The 19435-nt window shown below is 36.1% G+C and carries 15 protein-coding genes; 8 read left to right on the top strand and 7 right to left on the bottom strand.

Going from position 1 to position 19435, the window contains the following annotated elements; all coding sequences use genetic code 11:
- The first annotated feature begins 103 nt into the window (after positions 1 to 103).
- The gene (locus JKA74_RS12750) at positions 104 to 385 is read left to right on the top strand and encodes a DUF427 domain-containing protein (protein ID WP_201431578.1); all 282 of its coding nucleotides are present in this window, start codon (positions 104 to 106) and stop codon (positions 383 to 385) included.
- 58 nt (positions 386 to 443) lie between these two features.
- Here the strand turns inward: JKA74_RS12750 and JKA74_RS12745 are convergent, their stop codons facing one another.
- Positions 444 to 3389, bottom strand: coding sequence for a glycosyltransferase family 117 protein (locus JKA74_RS12745; protein ID WP_201431577.1), 2946 nt, complete (start codon positions 3387 to 3389; stop codon positions 444 to 446).
- Between the two features lie 300 nt (positions 3390 to 3689).
- On the opposite strand from JKA74_RS12745, the gene truA reads away from it, so the two are divergent.
- The 5 genes from truA (at position 3690) to JKA74_RS12720 (ending at position 10172) form a co-directional block, all read left to right on the top strand.
- Positions 3690 to 4436 carry a tRNA pseudouridine(38-40) synthase TruA gene (gene truA / locus JKA74_RS12740; RefSeq protein WP_201431576.1) on the top strand — a complete coding sequence of 249 codons (747 nt, stop codon included), beginning with the start codon at positions 3690 to 3692 and terminating at the stop codon, positions 4434 to 4436.
- Between the two features lie 3 nt (positions 4437 to 4439).
- A complete protein-coding gene (locus JKA74_RS12735) occupies positions 4440 to 6221 on the top strand; it encodes an ABC transporter ATP-binding protein (protein WP_201431683.1) in 1782 nt (593 codons plus the stop codon).
- Positions 6222 to 6370: 149 nt separating this feature from the next.
- A complete protein-coding gene (locus tag JKA74_RS12730) occupies positions 6371 to 7786 on the top strand; it encodes a GAF domain-containing protein (protein ID WP_201431575.1) in 1416 nt (471 codons plus the stop codon).
- Between the two features lie 101 nt (positions 7787 to 7887).
- The gene (locus tag JKA74_RS12725) at positions 7888 to 8820 is read left to right on the top strand and encodes an ABC transporter ATP-binding protein (RefSeq protein ID WP_201431574.1); all 933 of its coding nucleotides are present in this window, start codon (positions 7888 to 7890) and stop codon (positions 8818 to 8820) included.
- Between the two features lie 20 nt (positions 8821 to 8840).
- On the top strand, positions 8841 to 10172 hold the full coding sequence (locus tag JKA74_RS12720) for an ABC transporter permease (RefSeq protein ID WP_201431573.1): 1332 nt from the start codon (positions 8841 to 8843) through the stop codon (positions 10170 to 10172).
- 51 nt (positions 10173 to 10223) lie between these two features.
- Here JKA74_RS12720 and JKA74_RS12715 read toward each other — a convergent pair whose 3' ends face one another.
- From JKA74_RS12715 to fumC, 4 genes are all read right to left on the bottom strand, one after another.
- The gene (locus tag JKA74_RS12715; RefSeq protein ID WP_201431572.1) at positions 10224 to 10568 is read right to left on the bottom strand and encodes a hypothetical protein; all 345 of its coding nucleotides are present in this window, start codon (positions 10566 to 10568) and stop codon (positions 10224 to 10226) included.
- 443 nt (positions 10569 to 11011) lie between these two features.
- On the bottom strand, positions 11012 to 13477 hold the full coding sequence (locus JKA74_RS12710) for a bifunctional UDP-N-acetylmuramoyl-tripeptide:D-alanyl-D-alanine ligase/alanine racemase (RefSeq protein ID WP_201431571.1): 2466 nt from the start codon (positions 13475 to 13477) through the stop codon (positions 11012 to 11014).
- Positions 13478 to 13578: 101 nt separating this feature from the next.
- A complete protein-coding gene (locus JKA74_RS12705) occupies positions 13579 to 14217 on the bottom strand; it encodes an SPOR domain-containing protein (protein WP_201431570.1) in 639 nt (212 codons plus the stop codon).
- A 79-nt stretch (positions 14218 to 14296) separates the two neighbouring features.
- The gene (fumC, locus tag JKA74_RS12700; protein ID WP_201431569.1) at positions 14297 to 15694 is read right to left on the bottom strand and encodes a class II fumarate hydratase; all 1398 of its coding nucleotides are present in this window, start codon (positions 15692 to 15694) and stop codon (positions 14297 to 14299) included.
- Positions 15695 to 15867: 173 nt separating this feature from the next.
- Between fumC and JKA74_RS12695 the strand changes: the two genes are divergently transcribed.
- Positions 15868 to 16029: a hypothetical protein gene (locus tag JKA74_RS12695; RefSeq protein ID WP_201431568.1), complete on the top strand. Its 162-nt coding sequence runs from the start codon at positions 15868 to 15870 to the stop codon at positions 16027 to 16029.
- Between the two features lie 305 nt (positions 16030 to 16334).
- On the opposite strand, the gene JKA74_RS12690 is transcribed toward JKA74_RS12695, so the two are convergent.
- Together JKA74_RS12690 and JKA74_RS12685 are read right to left on the bottom strand one after the other, a co-directional pair.
- Positions 16335 to 16796 (bottom strand): hypothetical protein, encoded by a 462-nt coding sequence (locus tag JKA74_RS12690; RefSeq protein WP_201431567.1) that lies wholly within the window; start codon positions 16794 to 16796, stop codon positions 16335 to 16337.
- A 60-nt stretch (positions 16797 to 16856) separates the two neighbouring features.
- A complete protein-coding gene (locus JKA74_RS12685) occupies positions 16857 to 17909 on the bottom strand; it encodes a hypothetical protein (RefSeq protein WP_201431566.1) in 1053 nt (350 codons plus the stop codon).
- Between the two features lie 421 nt (positions 17910 to 18330).
- On the opposite strand from JKA74_RS12685, the gene JKA74_RS12680 reads away from it, so the two are divergent.
- Entirely contained in the window at positions 18331 to 19431 is a 1101-nt protein-coding gene (locus JKA74_RS12680; RefSeq protein WP_201431565.1) for a DUF4856 domain-containing protein, read from the top strand.
- The last annotated feature ends 4 nt before the right edge of the window (positions 19432 to 19435 follow it).

Below are 19435 nucleotides of genomic sequence, written 5' to 3'. Positions count from 1 at the left end.
CCTGGGCGACAAAAGGATCATATCTGTAAGAAAAAACAAACCTTATGTCTCTGACATAGTATCTTAAGGTTACAACTCTTTAATAACTCTAAATTTTAAGCAAATGAAAGCAATCTGGAACGATACAATACTTGCTGAAAGCGATGAAACCATTGTGATTGAAGGAAATCATTATTTCCCTCCTTCATCCATAAACAAGGAATACTTTACTAAAAGCAACACTCATACAATTTGCCCCTGGAAAGGAGAAGCCTCCTACTATAATATTGTGGTAGAAGATAAAGATAATATTGATGCAGCCTGGTATTACCCTGAAGCAAAAGATATGGCTAAAAAAATTGAAAACTATGTAGCTTTTTGGAAAGGTGTTGAAGTGAAAGAATAAAAAAAAAGAGGCTGTCAATTCTGACAACCTCTTTCGTATTAGGAAATTTTATAGTTTATCACATTAAGGTTCTAAGTTGTTCCTGGTATTCCAATGCTTTCTCATTCATATTATAAGCTCTTAAAATTTGAATGGTTTGGCTAAGTACAGCAAAGCTAATCTGTCTTTCTCTACTCATATAAGGAGCATCATTATTGTTAAGATATTCGAATAACTCAAGGTTTTGTGCCCATATTTCACTAATAAGCTCATTGGCCTTATCCTCATTTCCTGTCATGAAATAAATTTGTATAAATTCCAGGGCAGTCATATCATGAGGAACAGCTTCTTCTGATATTTTTTCACGAATAAAATCCACCACTTTCACAGCTTTTTCATCTTCTCCATTTTCGGCTAAAACTTTTCCCAATGCAGCATATACGGATCTATGGTTCAGGAAGAAATTCCTATAGTTCTCATTATAATAAACATCCGGATCATCTGTGTTAGTGAAGCTAAATTCATTCATCAGGTTGTCGTACATTACTTCAACATTGATGAATTCAGAATTTACATCATTTCTTTTCAATGGCAATAGTCTGTAAGCTAGTCCTTCTTGAATGACGTATTGTTTCAAATCCATCTTTATACCATTCAATGAAGTGGTATTAAAATAAATAGGCCTTTCCCAGTTATTTTCATTCATGATATCCAATATCATCAAATCTTTCTTCTCTAGTCCGCTGCCTTTTATATTCCAGGTCATTCGATCCACCAAAAGAGAAGCTTTTTCTTCAGGAATAATACCCAGACTTTTTACTTTTTCAGTATCAACTTTCATGCTCAGGCTTCTGGATGGGATCATGTTGTATTTTCCAACAGATGTTGGAATTTGCAACCCGGGGTTATTGTTTCTAATTAATTCTAGGAACCTGTCCACGGGAATTGCACCTGAAATACCAGCGCTTTCCACATAAGGCAAATAATCATTCAGTCCACCCTGCCTTACTTGTTCTCTGCTTAGGCTAATAGGGAGAGGTTCTGAGTCATAAGAATTTTGCCTCATTTGATTAATATACCAATCAGTATTAAAGTAACTTAATACTATCACACGTACATCGGTTCTATAGCCCTCCACTTCCTGAATAAACCAGAGAGGGAAAGTATCATTGTCTCCACCTGTGAAAAGTATGGCATTAGGTGCGCATGAGGCCAGATAGTTTCTGGCAGCATCGACAGAAAAATACCTGTCTGAACGATCATGGTCATCCCATCCTTCAGCGGCCATTATTCCGGGAACTATCAGGCATAATACACCCGCTGCAGCACCAGCCATTTTAGGATTTTTGATGGCTCTTTCTATTAATGAAGCTACCGCTAATACGCCAAAACCAATCCAAAATGCAAAAGCATAATAGGATCCTGCATAAATGTAATCTCTTTCGCGTGGTTCTGTTGCCGGTGAATTGAGGTAGAGAATTAAAGCAACACCTGTTAGTATAAATAGCAACCCAATTACACTAAAGCTTTTCAGATCTTTTTTATAATGATAAAAAAGGCCTGCAATACCTAACAGGAATGGGAGCATCCAGAAATTATTTCTGGCTTTATTTTCTTTCATCAGCTCAGGCAGTTCAGAACTGTCCTGAAACATAGTTTTCCATCCTGCACCTTCAATATCACTTTCTCTTCCTGCAAAATTCCACATAAGGTAGCGGAAATACATATGACCTAATTGATATCGCACCAGGAAAACAATGTTATCGACAAAATTCGGCTTTTCATTTGCCCTCAATCCTGTCCAACTTCTGTATTCTTCAGGATGCCCCGGGGCTCCACTGTACATTCTTGGTAAAATGGTGGTTCTGCCAGGATCGTACTTTGTTTCTATTTTATAATCTGTAATCTCGTATTTATCTTCTCCCTTTGTATAAATAGGTGCACCTTTCTCCTGTGATATAAGTTCAGCATCAAAATACTGACCATGAAGTAAAGGTCGCGATCCATATTGGTCTCTGTTCAAATAAGATAAAAGTGTCATTACATTTTCAGGGTCATTCTGATCAATGGGCGGATCATATGAAGAACGGATCGGCACAATAAAATAAGATGAATAACCTATAAGTATAAAAGAAAAAGCGAGCAGAAAAGTATGTAAGGTGGCTTTGTTGTTTTTTATGGCATACATAATACCGTAAACAAACCCACCTATTAATAAAAGGCCAAATATTACAGCACCATATCCAAATGGAAGCCCTACAATATTTATAAAGAAAATTTCGAATTGGCCTGCTAAAGCCGGAACTCCTAAAATGATCACACGCCAGATAAGAATTAAAATACCACCACTTATTAACAAGGTAAACAACACTCCTTTGAAGGTGACTTTCTCATACTTTTTGAAATAATAGATCAAGCCTAATGCGGGCAAAGCTACGATGTTCAATAAGTGAACCCCTATAGAAATACCAATGATATAGCCAATAAGAATTAACCACCTGTTGGATTCAGCCTCATCAGAAATAACGTCCCATTTCAACATAGCCCAAACAACCAGAGCAGTTAAGAAAGATGACATGGCGTATACTTCAGCTTCAACTGCCGACCACCAAAAGGAATCAGAGAATGTAAAAGCTAAACTACCGATTACTCCTGCAGCAATAATTTTCACAGTTTGTGCTGTATTGGCCTCTCCCACTTTTATTTTCAGCATTTTGTGAGCGATCAGATTGATGGACCAAAATAAAAACAGAATGGTGAAACCACTGCTTAGTGCGGAAACCAGGTTTACAGCAAATCCTACAGATTCTACATCACTGGAGGCAAACATTGAAAACATTCTGCCAATTAGCAAAAACATTGGTGCTCCGGCCGGATGGGGCACTTGTAACTTATAAGCACTTGCAATAAATTCTGCACAATCCCAAAAACTAGCTACAGGCTCTATGGTTAAGATATAAACTGCGGATGCAATTAAGAAAATGAGCCATCCTGTGAGGTTGTTGATTCTCTGATAAGAAGTCATATTTATGTAAAATTATTTATGTCAGGGCGAAAATAAGAAAATTCGCGGTTTCGGGCATTACAACGTGAGGATTAATTGAGGATTGTCTGCTAATAGAAAATTATAGATACAATAAAAAGCTGATTTTATGTAGACGCATAAACTTTTAATAACCTGTAATGAGCTTGTGGCAAGGAAAAGTCTCTCTTCTTTAATTTAACAGGCAAACCTTTTTAAGATATTTATTGAGCATTCTCAATAATCAATTATTTTGTCTCTCACTATTAATCCATTTAAAAGCCCTTAAATTTGCGTTGCAAAATGAGACGTTATTTTTTTACCATAGCATATAGGGGTACAAATTATCATGGATGGCAAAAACAGCCCAATGCAATGGGTGTGCAGCAAAAGGTAGAAGAAATATTTTCCGTAATTTTAAACCAACCTATAGCTATTATGGGGAGCGGGAGAACGGATAGTGGTGTTCATGCCACTCAACAGGTTTTTCACCTGGACTTAAAGGAGACCGTTCAGGTAGATCAGCTTTTGTATAATGCCAACAAAATGTTACCTAAAGACGTAGCTTTATTGGGTGTAAAAACCGTGAAATCGGAAGCGCATGCCAGGTTTGATGCTATTAGCCGTTCTTACCAATATAAAATCATTACACAAAAAGACCCCTTTTCTGATGATCTTGCCTATTATTTTACTCTGAAATTGGATGTGGAGAAAATGAACAAAGCAGCTAAAATCCTTTTGGAATTCCGGGATTTTGAGAGCTTTAGCAAAGTGAAAACTGATGCTTTTACATTTAATTGTGAGATATTTGAGGCAGAGTGGAAACAAGTGCATGAAGCTTTAGTTTTCCACATAAGTGCCAATAGATTTTTAAGAGGAATGGTAAGAGCAATAGTGGGGACTTTGCTAGAGGTAGGGATGAACCGCATAAGTGTGGAGGATTTTAGACAAATCATTGCTAAAAAAAACAGGCAGGCGGCTGGCAGGGCTGTGCCTGCTCATGGCTTGTTCCTGACAGAAGTTAAGTATCCTGATGAAATTTATTTTTAAAGAATTAAAGTGAAGAAAGAAGATATAAAAAGCGGTAATATTATTGATACTAATGTGTTAAAGCGGCTGTATCAATTTGTAAAACCCTACAATCGCAGATTTTATTTCTTGGTGTTTCTCACCCTGGCTTTAGCTGTACTGGCTCCTTTAAGACCTTTCGTTATCCAAAAAGCAATAGATCAACCCATTGCACAAAATGATTTTCAAGGCTTGGTTTCCATGACTTTTATTTTGGTGGGTTTATTAATAATGCAAGCTATAGTACAGTATGGGCATACCTATATTTCAGGCTGGCTTGGCCAGTATATTATTAGGGATATCAGGCTCAAGCTTTATCGCCACCTTCTGAGCTTAAGGTTAAAATTTTTCGATAAAACACCTATTGGTAGATTGGTGACACGTAACGTTTCTGATGTGGAAACACTTTCGGATGTGTTCAGTCAGGGGCTGGCAGGCATGATAGGGGATATTTTGCAAATATTGTTTATTCTGATCATGATGTTTGCGATGAGCTGGAAGTTGACATTGGTTTCTCTCGCAACACTTCCATTGCTTTTTCTTAGTACCTATATTTTTAAAGAAAAAGTAAAAGTGGCTTTTAATGAAGTAAGGAATGCTGTATCTAACCTGAATTCTTTTGTGCAGGAACACGTAACAGGCATGGCCATTGTACAAATATTTACTGCTGAGAAACGGGAATATGAAGCTTTTAAGAAAATTAATAATGAACATAAAAAGGCCAATATTCGCTCTGTATTGTATTATTCTGTTTATTTCCCCGTTGCTGAGGTAATACAGGCAACAGGTATTGGGTTGCTGGTGTGGTACGGCTCAAAAGGAGTGATTAATCAAGCGGAAAGTGGCATCACCCTAGGGATGCTTATTGCTTTTATTCTTTACATTCAAATGTTTTTTCGCCCTATCAGGCTAATCGCTGATAGATTCAATACCCTCCAAATGGGAATTGTAAGCTCTTCCAGAATCCTCAATTTGCTGGACAACAAGGAATATATCCCCAATAATGGATCATATAAACCTCATGAGGTGCATGGTGATGTCTCTTTCAAAAATGTTCATTTTGCCTATAATGAGGATGAAAAAGTATTAAAAAACATATCCTTTGAAGTAAAGAGAGGAGAAACCGTTGCTTTAGTAGGAGCAACCGGGGCCGGTAAGTCATCTGTCATCAATTTATTGAGTAGGTTTTATGATATTCAAACAGGTAATATTAGCCTTGATGGTGTAGATATCAAGGAGTATGACCTGGATCATCTGAGATCAAATATTGGAGTGGTACTGCAGGATGTTTTTCTTTTTTCAGATACTATTCTTTATAATATAACATTAGGCAATCCTAACATCAGCCTTCAGCAAGTAAAAGAAGCAGCGGAAATGGTGGGTGCCAGAAAATTTATTGAGAGGCTCCCCGATGCCTATCATTACAATGTGATGGAGCGCGGAGCTACACTTTCTGTTGGACAGCGGCAGCTGATTTCCTTTGTGCGAGCGATGGTGTATAATCCAAAAATTATTGTTCTGGATGAAGCTACTTCTTCCGTGGATACGGAAACGGAGGAAATGATCCAGTCTGCCATCGAAAAAATGATGAAGGGCCGTACCAGTATTGTCATTGCTCACAGGCTTTCTACCATTAAAAAAGCTAATAAAATAATGGTGATGGACAAGGGTGAAATAAAAGAAGTCGGCACACATGACCAATTACTTGCCAAAGAAGGTTTTTATACGCAGCTGTACAATATGCAGTATAAAGAGGTTTCCGGTTAGCCTTGTTTTTTGAGCTCTATTCAAACCCATTTCTCCATTATAAAATATTTTTTTCAAATTATTGTAAGTTTTTCAAAAAAACGGGTACTAATTGATCATTTAGGTTGTCTGTTTATTATTGATATATTTACTTTTTAAACCCCTGTTAAATGAACATTTTTACAAAGTTGGCTTCTTTGGGAATTAAGGAAGAAATGGGTGATGACATCAAGATGAAAGTAACCCTGGGCAATATTCTTACTATTGCTCTTATCATTCTAATGCTTGCATATTCTATCATATCTGCTTTTATACTTCCTGAATTACTCAAGTATTGTTTTGTAGGCTTAGGGCTTTATATACTAAATTTAGTAGTGGCCAAAATGGGGTTCAATGTGCTTGCACGTTTTCTTATTGCTACTTTACCGGCAATAGTGGTAGGTATATTGCATGCCGCTATAATTCAAAATAATGAGGTGCCTTTAAAGGAGATTTATACTTTTCAGTTTGTGGCTGTTTTGGTGCCCTTTACAGTTTTTGATTTCAAGAGGGTGCAATACTGGTTGCCAGCCTTTATTATTGCTCTATTGCCGATTATATTGATAGATTCTTTGAACAATTACATTGATGTTGTTTATGAAAATAAATCTTTTCAAGAACCATGGGCAAGAAATACGGTATTATTTGGTGCCATATTTTTAGGGGCTTTTCTGATCGTTTTTCTTCAGAGGCTTAACCAAAGGCAGTTCAATAAGGTGTCACTTCTGGTTAAAAATATAGAAGCAGAGAATCAAAAAGCCGCGGAGAAGGAAGAAGCATTAAAAAATTCTCTCACAGAGCTGGAAAAAGCTCAGGAAGAAGAAAAAAAGCGTGTTTGGGCAACCACAGGCTTAGCCGAAATAGGAGGTTTGCTAAGAGGGGAAAATGACCTGAAGATACTTACGGAAAAGATTGTCTCTCATATGGTAAAATACCTTAAGGCAAGCCAGGGAGCTTTATTCTTGTTGGAAGGTGAGAACCCTGATGATTTACATTTGTCCTTGAAAGCCGCGTATGCATTCAATAGGAAAAAACACCTCAACAGAAGAGTGGATTCAGGTCAGGGATTGGTTGGCCAATGTTACCTGGAAAAGAATTTTATTTATCTTACAGATGTACCTGAAAACTTCATTAGTATTAAAAGTGGTTTGGGTGATGCCAATCCCAGGTCTATCTTAATTACTCCAATGATTGTGAATGAGGAAGTATATGGAATATTTGAAATTGCTTCGTTCCAGGAAATTCCCCAGTACCAAATAGATTTTATGATGGAACTGGGAGAAAACATAGCCATGACCCTCAATAGTTTCAAAATCAATGAGAAAACAAAGCATTTGTTGAGTGAAATGCAGGAACAGTCAGAACAATTACGTTCCCAGGAGGAAGAAATGCGTCAAAACATGGAAGAGTTACAGGCTACTCAGGAGCAACAAGAAAGGCAAGAGCAGGAATTAAGACAACAATTGGATAAGGTGGAGTCCGAAAAAAATATTATTGAAGAAAGAGAAAAGCAACTTCTTAAGGAGTTGGCTATTTTAAAAGAATAGGCTTTGGTTAAGCCTATGTTATATAAAAATAGTACCTTTTAAGTAAAATATTGAAATATATAATCTATATCAGCTATTTTTGAAATTAAAATTTATTTACAGTGAATATACTTAGCGCAAATAAACTCAATAAAACTTTTCATAAAAATGTAGCACTTCGTGATTTGGACCTGGAGATACCCAAACAATCCATTTTTGGTTTACTAGGACCTAACGGGGCAGGGAAGAGTACATTTATACGAATTGTTAATCAAATTATCAATTCTGATTCCGGTAATATTTTTATTAATGAGCAACCATTGGCTCCCGAGCATATTGGTACCATTGGCTACCTTCCTGAGGAAAGAGGCTTATACAAGAAAATGAAGGTGGGAGACCAGCTTTTATATTTGGCACAGCTGAAAGGACTCACCAAAAAAGAAGCAAAAATCCGCATTAAAGCATGGCTGGAGAGATTTGAAGCTACGGATTGGATCAATAAAAAAGTGGAAGGTCTTTCAAAAGGAATGCAACAGAAGGTGCAATTTATTGCTACTGTCATGCATGAACCTGAATTAATTATCTTGGATGAGCCTTTTTCAGGCTTCGATCCTATTAATGCTAATTTGATCAAAGATGAAATCCTGGCACTGAGGGAAAAGGGAAGTACAATCATTTTCAGTACGCACCGAATGGAATCCGTGGAGGAATTGTGCGACCATATAGCACTGATTAATAAAGCGGAAAAAATACTGGATGGTGAAAAAGTAGCCATTAAGGAGCAGTTCAAATCACATATTTTTGAAGTCGCCTATACCGGCAACATTATTACTGCTAATGAGCAGTTTGATTTGCTCTCTTCCAATAAAAGACCAGACGGAGTGAGTGTCTCCAAAATTAAACTTGCTGAAGATACTTCGGCCAATGATTTGTTGAGGTCATTAATGGACCAGTCTGTTAATATTGTATCCTTTCAGGAAGAAATCCCCTCCATTAGTGATATTTTCATCAAGTTGGTGCAAGGGAATAATGTTGAAAATGAAATCGTAGCGTAAGCAATTTAAACTATCTGAAAATGAGTAAAATAGGTTTAGTTATAAAAAGGGAATTTGAGAGCAGGGTAAAAAAGAAAAGCTTTCTTTTAGCAACTATTTTAGTGCCCTTGCTTTTTCCTGCTGTTATTGGTGTGATGGTATATTTTGCTATTGAAGAGCAAAAAAATGCAGAGCAGCAAATAGTATATGTGGTAGATGAGGGAAATGATTTCGAATTGGAGGATGACAAAAAGTATGCATTTACAAGTTTAAACACTGACTTGGAGTCCGCAAAAACTACCTTTAACGAAAGTGAAGCTTATGCATTGCTTTACTTGCCAAAAATGGACTTGAAAGACCCTCAAGGAATGGTACTTTATGCCAAGAAAAATCCAAGTCTTCAGGCAAGTTCCTATTTTGAAAACAAGATAGAGTCTCACATTAGAGATAAGAAATTACAGGCATCCGGCATTAGCGAGGATCAATTGGCCGATTTAAAAACAAATATTTCCTTGCGTGCAGTGAATATTTCCGAAAGTGGGGAAGAAAAAGCAAGTAGTGCCGGAGTAGCATACGGAATTGCCTATGCTTTTAGTTTATTGGTTTATCTATTTGTATTGATTTATGGAAACCAGATCATGCAGGGAGTGATAGAGGAGAAATCAAGTAAAATTGTTGAAATTATTGTTTCTTCTGTAAAGCCATTCCAATTGATGTTGGGCAAAGTTATAGGTGTGGCTTCTGTAGGTTTATTACAGTTTACGATTTGGGTAGTCTTGATTTTTGTGCTTTCCACTGCGGTATTAACCATCTTTGGTTTAAATCCGGCCGATATGCAATCTGCTCAACAAACGATGTCTGGAATGAACGGGGCTGATCAGGAATCTGTGGAAGCAATCATGAACAATCCAGAAGTGAACCAAATGATGCAAATAGTTTATGACATTCCTTATGTATACTATTTATCTGTATTTATATTTTTCTTCGTCAGCGGATATTTGTTATATGGGGCATTATTTGCGGCTGTGGGTTCTGCTGTTGATAACGTATCTGATGCACAGCAATTTACCTTGCCTATTACCTTGCCTATGATTATAGGTTTCTTTGGAACCTTTATGTTTGTAATGCCGGAACCAGACGGGAATGTCAGTTTCTGGTTATCAATTATTCCTTTTACTTCACCAATTGCCATGATGGCCAGAGTTGCTTTTGGAGTGCCTACCTGGGAGCTAATCCTAAGTATGGTTTTAATGGTAGTGGGCTTTCTGGCAACTATCTGGATAGCCGGCAGGATTTATAGAATAGGAATATTAATGCATGGTACAAAAGTGAATTTCAAAACCTTGTTCAAGTGGATGAGGACTAATTCTTAATTAAAATAACAAATATGGGGAAAGAGATAATCAGACAGTTAAGTTGGTTGATTATTCTTTCTCCATTTCAAAATAGAATAAATATTTATTGATTCTTCCATCCTCGTTTATTTTTAAGTTGAGCTCTATATGGAGGAAATACTCACTAACATTTTTCACCTGAAAAAAACAACCATCTTCCCTAAAGAAATAGCCGCCATTTTTTGTTCCAATAGCTTCATAAATGCACATACGAGGCCAAAAACTATTTTCCCGAGGGAGGCATGATACCATATTTTCAGAGAAAACTAAATGGAATACCTCGAAATCAGTAATTTTAGAATCATTTTCATCATATCCCTTGCATTTCCATTTGCCTTTTAATTTTTCTGTCAAATTTTGTGTATAAGTAATCATAATCCTTTTTGTCTTTTGTTTATATGGCGCATTTTTCTAAGGGTTATAATTGTTTTGGTATAATTTTTCTTGTCTGGGGTAGATATTGTAAGGGAAGTTTGGCTTTTTAAATTGAGTGGTTTTTCCTCAATAGTAAGAAGGGTTTTGCTGGGAAGTTGTTGAGGCTTCCACCACATTAATATCAAGAGAAAAATCATAGAATACTTCATACTTAAAATTGAGGCTATTTTTCCTTTATTTCAATACCTACATTTAGGTATATTTAGGTTTGAGGCTCGTTTGGTATAGCACTTTTAGCTATTTAATTTGTATGAAAATAAGAACAATAGAAAAATTTATATTAGTTGATGATTTTTTCAATTAAGCCGATAAGGCAAGATGTGTTGTTAAATAGTGAAGACCTCTTTATCTGTAAGATTAAATAGAAGGGGTTTTAATTGGGCCTATTCCGAGTAGAATACTCTTTTCACCCTGTCGCTTACATTGGTCAGTATTTCATATGGAATGGTATCAATGGATTTTGCCAATTCCAACAAAGTGGGGCTTTTACCAAAAATAATTACCTCATCACCTGCTTTGCAATCAATGTCGGTTATGTCAACCATGCACATGTCCATACTTACATTTCCAATAACAGCTGCGAGTTGTCCTTTTATACTTACTTTGCCTACTCCGTTACTAAATTTACGATCAAAACCATCTGCATAACCTATAGCAATGGTAGCAATTTTAATATTTTTTTCAGCAACACCTTTTCTGGAATACCCAATAGTTTCTCCCTGCTTAACATTCTTCACCTGAGAAATCACAGTCTTTAATACAGAGACAGAGAGTAGCCGATCCTGGTGTAGCTGAGTGGCATCCACACCATGCAAACCTACTCCTAATCTAACCATGTCAAACTGAAAATCTGGAAAACGGGAAATACCAGGACTGTTTAAAAGATGCAAAATAGGACGGTAGTTGAGTACATTAATTAGCTCTTCAGACATCTTTTTGAAAGCAAAGGCTTGTTTGGCAGAAAAACCATTATGTATGGCCTCATCAGAACCTACTAAATGGCTAAAAATAGAAGCGACCTTAATCAGCGGGTTGTTCCTTAACAATTCAAACAATTGGGTCATTTCATGCTGCTCAAACCCTAGCCGGTGCATACCCGTGTCTAATTTGATGTGAACTTTTGAGGGGAGGCCTTTTCCTCTGATAAAGTTGGCATACTCCTGAAATATTTCAATGCTGTATAATTCTGGTTCTAGATCATATTGTGCTAATAACTCAAATGACAGTAAGCCTGGATTCATTACCATAATGGGCAGATAGATTCCATGGCGTCTCAATGTCACGCCCTCATCAGCATATGCTACTGCTAAATAATCAACCTTCTGATATTGTAACCAATTGGCTATTTCATGGCTCCCGCTCCCATAGGCAAATGCTTTTACCATGGCCATTGTTTTTACTCTTGGTTTGAGCTTTGCTCTATAAAAATTAAGGTTATGAGTGATGGCATTCAGGTTAATTTCAAGTACAGTACCATGAATTTTTAATTCAAGCTCTTTTACTATATTCTCAAAATGAAAAGATCGGGCACCTTTGATCAATACTACGGATTCCCTCAATGGGTTGTCTCTTAAATATAAGATCAAATCTTCTGTTGTATCAAAGAATATTGATTTTTCCGGAAAGAACTCATTTTGAGCTGAAATTGATTTGCCTACCCCAATAAATAAATCAAGTGATTCCCTATGAATTTTATCTGCCACTTCATGATAGAGCAAGTGATCCTCAAGGCCTGATTCTAGCATGTCCGACAATATAATTACCCGGTTTTTAAATTGTTTTTGCTGCCTAAAAAATTGGATTGCTGTATCCAAACCCACTAAGTCATTGTTATAGGAATCATCCACCAAATAAGTTTGGTGAATTGCTTGTTTTACTTCCAGTCTCATTGCTACAGGTTTTAGTTCCCGTAGTGAGTTTTGAATTAATTTTGTTGGAATACCCTCATTCAATAATAAAAATAGACAATGAACGATATTTTCAAGAGAGGCAGAATCGGTAAAAGGAACATCGAAAATATGGAATTTCTCTCGAAATGGCACTCTGATGGCAATTCCTTGTTTGTTTTTCTCTGTTTCCACATAATATCCAGCAGAGTTGTCTTCAAAAGACCATCCTATTAAATTTTTATTGATTATATCAGGTAAACTATGCAAGGCATGGGCTATTTCAGGATAATCTTTGCAATAGATAATAGTCGTGCTGCCTTTGAACAATTGGGCCTTTTGAATGGCTTTCTCCTCAAGACTTGAAAATCCTTCGTCATGTGCTGTGCCAATGTTAGTGAATATTCCAATATCAGGACGAATAGTTTCCTGTAACCTTTCCATTTCACCTACTTTCGAAATACCAGCTTCGATAATGCCATAATCCTGGTAGTCGCTAAGAGGCCATAAAGAAAGGGGTACACCTATTTGAGAGTTGAAGCTTCTCGGACTTCTGTATACTGCAAAAAAAGGATCCATCAGTTGGCCAAGCCACTCTTTGGTAATTGTTTTTCCATTGCTGCCTGTGATAGCAATGATCTTACCTTCAAAATATTGTCTTTTCTTGCCTGATAAAGCCTGAAGCACGGAGATACTACTATCTGCCAGAAAAACATTGGCTTGTGGTATTCTCTCCAGATTGATCTTTTTTTCCACTACAAAATTCCTGACCCCTTCCTGGTAAAGCGTTTCAATAAATTGATGGCCATCATGGTGAGCGCCACTTATCGCAAAAAAGAGACTGTTACGGTGTGCAGGTACATTTCTGCTATCAAGAAAGATATCAAGTATACTGTGGTCTTCATAGAGCTGAAGATCAGTTCCGGGGGTAATTTTTTTTAATGAGGAGAAAAGAGGTTTCATAGCAAGAAAAGGAGTCCTATTAAGTAACTTGATAAAACCTGAAATATTATGAAAAATTTCAGGAGTCGAAAAAGGGATCAACTCCTGAAATTAGTAGAATGTTATTTGCCGGCAGATTGCGGTTTGGCTGGTAAATTTTCCAAAACTTCTTTTAATGGAACTCGGGTACCTTCTTTATAAGGCACTATCCAGGCTTCCTTAACGCCCATTTTCCTTAATACTTTTTTGAATTTATCGGCTTCCCAATAATCTCTGAACCTACCCAAAGTAATTCTTTGAAACCCTTCTTCAGTTGTTTCACCACTAAAGTTAGGATTGTTTTTAAAGTACTCTGACATGTCAATGTTTTCAAAAGCGCCTACCTGTACTTTGAACCAAGTGCCACTTTCATCAAGTGCTTCCGGGTTTTTCTGTGGTTGGTTGCTCATTTCCTGAGCGCGTTCAGTTGCGGCCTGGGCCATAGCTTTGGCTTCCTGGGCTTCCGCCTGGGCAGCACTTATTTGTGCGTTTTTATCAGCTAGTTGTGCTTTCACGTTTTCCAACTGTGAATTTAAACTTGCCACCGAGCTTTTTAAGCTTTCATTTTCTTCTTCCAAAGCTTTTAATTCCTCTGGATTGTTTTTTAATTCTTTGGCTCTTTTCTTCCATTCTTTCCTTTCTTTTTTACTCATCTGTGAATAAGAAGGCAAAGCAAAAGCGAAAAATATGGCAAAGATTACTAAGCTGATTTTAGTTTTCATATGGTGATAATTGAATAATTTCAAAATAATTTAGACTAAAGTACAAAAATTACTGCCACAAAGGCAAATAATACCATTTTTAGTTTTTTAAACTGCCAGTCATTTCTTCAGGTTTCACCCACTGGTCAAATTCCTCGGCCGTTAAAAAGCCCAAATTGATAGCTTCATCTTTCAGCCTGGTGCCATTTTCATGAGCTGTTTTTGCTATTTTAGCCGCTTTCTCATACCCTATTTTAGTATTTAAAGCTGTTACCAACATCAGGGAATTATCTAAATGCTCTTGGATTCTGGGGTAGTTGGGTTCAATACCAACAGCGCAATTGTCAGTAAAGGAAACACAAGCATCTCCTAAAAGTTTTGCTGACTGGAGAAAATTAGCTGCCATCATGGGTTTGAATACGTTCAATTCATAATGACCTTGTGTACCACCAATGGTGATGGCTACATCATTTCCCATCACTTGTGCACACACCATGGTTAATGCTTCGCACTGGGTAGGATTAACTTTTCCGGGCATAATGGATGAGCCTGGTTCATTGGCAGGGATGTTGATTTCGCCTATTCCTGATCTTGGACCCGAAGCCAGCATTCTAATATCATTCGCAATTTTATTAAGAGAAACAGCCAGTTGTTTTAAGGCACCATGTGTTTCTATAATAGCATCATGTGCTGCCAATGCTTCAAATTTATTTTCGGCAGTTATGAAAGGCAAGCCTGAGAATTTGGCGATATTTTTGGCCACTAACTCTGAATAACCTTCAGGGGTGTTGATGCCTGTTCCTACGGCAGTTCCTCCCAGCGCTAATTCTGACAAGTGTTCCAAAGTGTTTTTTAGTGCTTTAATTCCGTGGTTAAGTTGGGAAACATATCCGGAAAACTCTTGCCCTAAAGTAAGTGGTGTGGCATCCATTAAGTGGGTTCTGCCTATTTTTACCACTTTATCAAAGGCCCTGGATTTCTGTAAAAGAATATCTCTTAATTTCTCCACTCCCGGAATGGTTGTTTCCATTACCATTTTATAACCGGCAATGTGCATTCCTGTAGGAAAGGTATCATTAGAAGATTGTGATTTATTTACGTCATCATTTGGATGCACAACCTTCTCATCATCATATTTTTTACCTGCTAAAATTTGTGCTCTGTTGGCTATTACCTCATTCACATTCATATTGGATTGTGTGCCAGAACCGGTTTGCCAAATTACAAGAGGAAATTGATCATTGTGTTGGTTGTCCAAAATTTCATCGCAAACCCTGGAAATAAGGTTATTTTTCTCTTCGTTCAATACGCCCAGCTCAAAATTAGTTTGAGCAGCAGCTTTTTTCAAGTAAGCAAAACCATGAATGATCTCCAACGGCATACTTGCCTCAGGGCCAATTTTAAAATTATTTCTACTTCTCTCAGTTTGAGCCCCCCAGTATTTATCTGCAGGAACCTTTACTTCACCCATTGTATCTTTTTCTATTCTATAATCCATTAGAATCTCTTTTTTCGTTGAATAGCGCAAAATTACAATTATTCGGGGATATTATTAAGATAATTAAACCAAAATCGTAGACGAGACCCATTAAATAATTAAAAAAAGTATGATAAAAATTATATAATTAAAATTAATTCATCTACTTTTGTTGAGAATCAACAATTTAGCCTATGAATAGATTATATAGAAGGTTGGCAATGAGCGTATTCGGAATGTTTTTTTGTATCGTTTCTATCAGCATTTGCAACCAAATAAAAAAAGGGGAAAAGCAAAGCGTACTTACTAAGCAGGAGATCACCAATCCTGATATGTATTTTGTTTCCAATCAGTGAGAAATCGCCTACAACCATTTTAATCCCTTCTCAAAATCGATTTGTTAAACCTCTGTTTTCTTCTTTTTTTCATAAATGCGCATTAAATACAGCTGTATTGCATCTATTATAAAATTGAAATCTACTAAGTGGGATCTTGTATAAAACCTGAACTAGTTTCAGGATAATTAATTTATAGAAGCGTGCATCTGATTTTATGTAGTTGTCTCCGAAGTTCTATTCACTCAAATTAATAGTTGTAAAAATTAGCACAAAAAAAGAGGCCATTAAAATGACCTCTTATTAAAACGAAAGTAAATTTTTTATTATAAATCGGTTATAGCGTATTCATCACCAGATTTCTCAATCTCAAGGTATTCAACTATTAAACCTTTATCTGTGGATAAGAAAGAACCAGTGTAAGTAATACTTTCAGAAGTTGATTCACCTCTTACATATATTGTATAATCTACTGCTACTTCTCCACTATAATATTCTACTGTAATAAGATACTTGTCGTCTGCATAGATATCTTTCAATTCTACTTGCTCAAATGATGCGTAGTTTACAGAAGCATCTACTTCAGTATCTCCTTTAAACAAAAACAATTCTAAATCAGCGTCTGCTTGTGCCTGGCTAACAGAGCCTCCTGTAGACCACTCTAACTCTATTACCAAACCTCCATCATCTTTGATTACATTTTCAGGAAGTTTGTCTTCTTCTACTCCTGAACAAGAGAATATGGTTGCTAAAACTGCTGTAAATAGAGTGAATTTTACTAATCTCATTTTTCTTTAATTTAATTGTTTTGATAATATTAATTTGTGTTTCTGTATAAATTCCAGTTATTAACCCTCGTATGAGGCAGGGATTCTACCTTCATTTGCCTCAAATCTTGCTCTTCTATCATTTAAGAATGATTCAATATAGGAGTCGATAGCTCTTTTACCTATAGTCTCTTGAGCTATCTTAATAACTTCATCAGCTTTTTCAAATTCCGACATAAGTACATAAGTTAAGCAAAGGTTGTTATAAATAGCTTCAGTTACTTTTTTGTTAATTCTTGTTTTTTTACTTTCAAGATCACTTTCTTCTAAAGCTTTATTCCAAATGACAATAGCCTCATCCATAAGTGCCGTAAATTTGTCATTGAAAACGATATCATTTTCTGAAATTTCCTCTATTGCTGCTTTTACTTTTTCAAGTGCTAGATCCAAGTCATTGTACTCAAATTTTTTAAACTTCTTAACAGCTACAAATTCAGTGTAATTACTGTTTTTACTATAGGAATAAAGATTGTCAAGAGAATTGCCAAGCTTACTTACATTCGCATTTAGAAGTGCTGTTCTTAAATTACCTTGTAAAGTGCTATAGTTAGCATTCCACCAGTCATTTCTTTCTTTACTTGTTTTAAATAACTTACTTTCATAAGTAACCATTTGGTTAGAATTGTTAGAGAATCCTGAATTTAAAGGATCCACTTCACCAGGAAGATTAATTTCAAAATATAAAGGGTATTTGTAATCAAAGGTGACATTATAATAAGTTACAGTTACTGATTTATCATCTCTTTTTTCATCTTTCTTAACTGTACCAAATACTACTTCACTTTTGTAGTATGTCTCTAAACGAACCAGCAACTCAACTCCTTCATTTGTTGTTTTCTCAAGATGAGAAATAGAGGCAGCATTTTTTATCTTGTTTAAAGTTTCTGTTTTACTATCACCGGGGAAAATATATCCCAAGTCAATATTCACCCAGTATTGAGTAAAGTCCTCTGGTAAAGGGGTTAATGGTAGTTGAGTATATTTCAACCTGCCTTTTTCTTTGTCCAACCTTTGTGCAAAAGATTGGTTGGCGATCGTAATTACGAACGCAATTAGTAGTAAAATTTTTTTCATGGAATTTTTTTTAAATAAAATCAATTAAAAAGGCAACAAATGTAACCTTTTAGGTTTTAGTCCGTAAAATTATGTCTTTTTTTAGATATTGGTGTATGTTTTTAATATAATTTACATTTTTTGATTATTTCTCATCACAATTGAGTCTAAAATATTGTTATTTTAAGACTATGATTTAATATCCGGGAAACTTCCTTTTTCAATTTCGATCATGTCAAATAACTTTCTCATTCCTGTTCTTAGCTCGGTAGAGACTAATAGATGTACCATCTGCACTTTAGTGATAGCCTCAAAATAGTGTAGGAAAATTAATAAGATTTAATCTAAATAAATCTTGATTTTTGTTTGTAATCAATCTAAATAAATATAATTTTGCCCCATCATTAGAATCAATCTAAATACAAATACTAATTTTGCACCAATGAAAAAAATAAAACTTTTAGGCTTAGCATTTCTGGCGACATTTGCCTTTACAGCATGTGACAATGACGATACAGCTGAAAATGATGACCATAATTATGAAGTTCCAACTACTTACAACTTTGAAAATGTAAGTTATACCGGACAAATCCAGCGTTTGGATATGTTGACGGAGCTAACAGCTTATATGAAAAAAGCCAATAATGGGGAAGTATTAGAGGCTCAAACTATGTGGGACATGTATTCCAACGAGAATAATGCTTTTGACAATGCTGAATTAAATGAAGCAGATTCCAAAGAATTGGAAAACAAAACTGTGGAAGCTGATCAGCAGCTTTTCAGGAATTATATGAGGGATTTTGCCGCTGCAACTGCTGAGGCAGATGGTGGTGAAGGAAGCAATGGCGTAGCAGGAATAGTGACTTCTACCAATGATGCCAACAAAAAATATTTCTTTGATGCTAATGGCTTTGAGCACATTCAGTTAATCGAGAAAGGTTTAATGGGATCTTGCTTTTACTTTCAAGGGGTATCTGTTTATTTGGCTTCCTCTAAAATGGATGTGGATAATGAAACCGTTGAAGCAGGTAAAGGAACAGCTATGGAACACCATTGGGATGAAGCATTTGGTTATTTAGGAGTACCAACTGATTTTCCTGCTAACACAGACGGAATTCGTTTTTGGGGTAAATATACCAATGGAAGAGATGAAGTCTTAAATTCCAATGAAAATATCATGAATGCTTTCATTAAAGGAAGAGCTGCTATTTCCAATAAAGATTTGGATACCAGAGATGAACAAATTGAAATCATTCGTGCTGAATGGGAAAAAGTTGCTGCAGGAACAGCGGTACATTATTTATCTGAAGCAAATGCAAACTTTGCGGATGATGCAATAAGAAACCATACTTTATCTGAAGCCTGGGCATTTATTCATGCTATAAAATATAATCCAAGCAAAAAATTGACCAACACTGAAGTAGAGGCTGTTTTAGAAGAGTTAGGAGACAACTTCTATGAAATCACCCAGGAGAATATCAATGCTGCTAAAGCTACTTTAGTTAGTGCTTATGGTTTCGAAGATGTTGAAGATCAATTATAATATA

Source organism: Marivirga aurantiaca, assembly GCF_016679925.1.
Lineage (GTDB): Bacteria > Bacteroidota > Bacteroidia > Cytophagales > Cyclobacteriaceae > Marivirga > Marivirga aurantiaca.
Note: the sequence above shows the minus strand (reverse complement) of the source record. Positions and strands in the feature narration are given on the sequence as shown.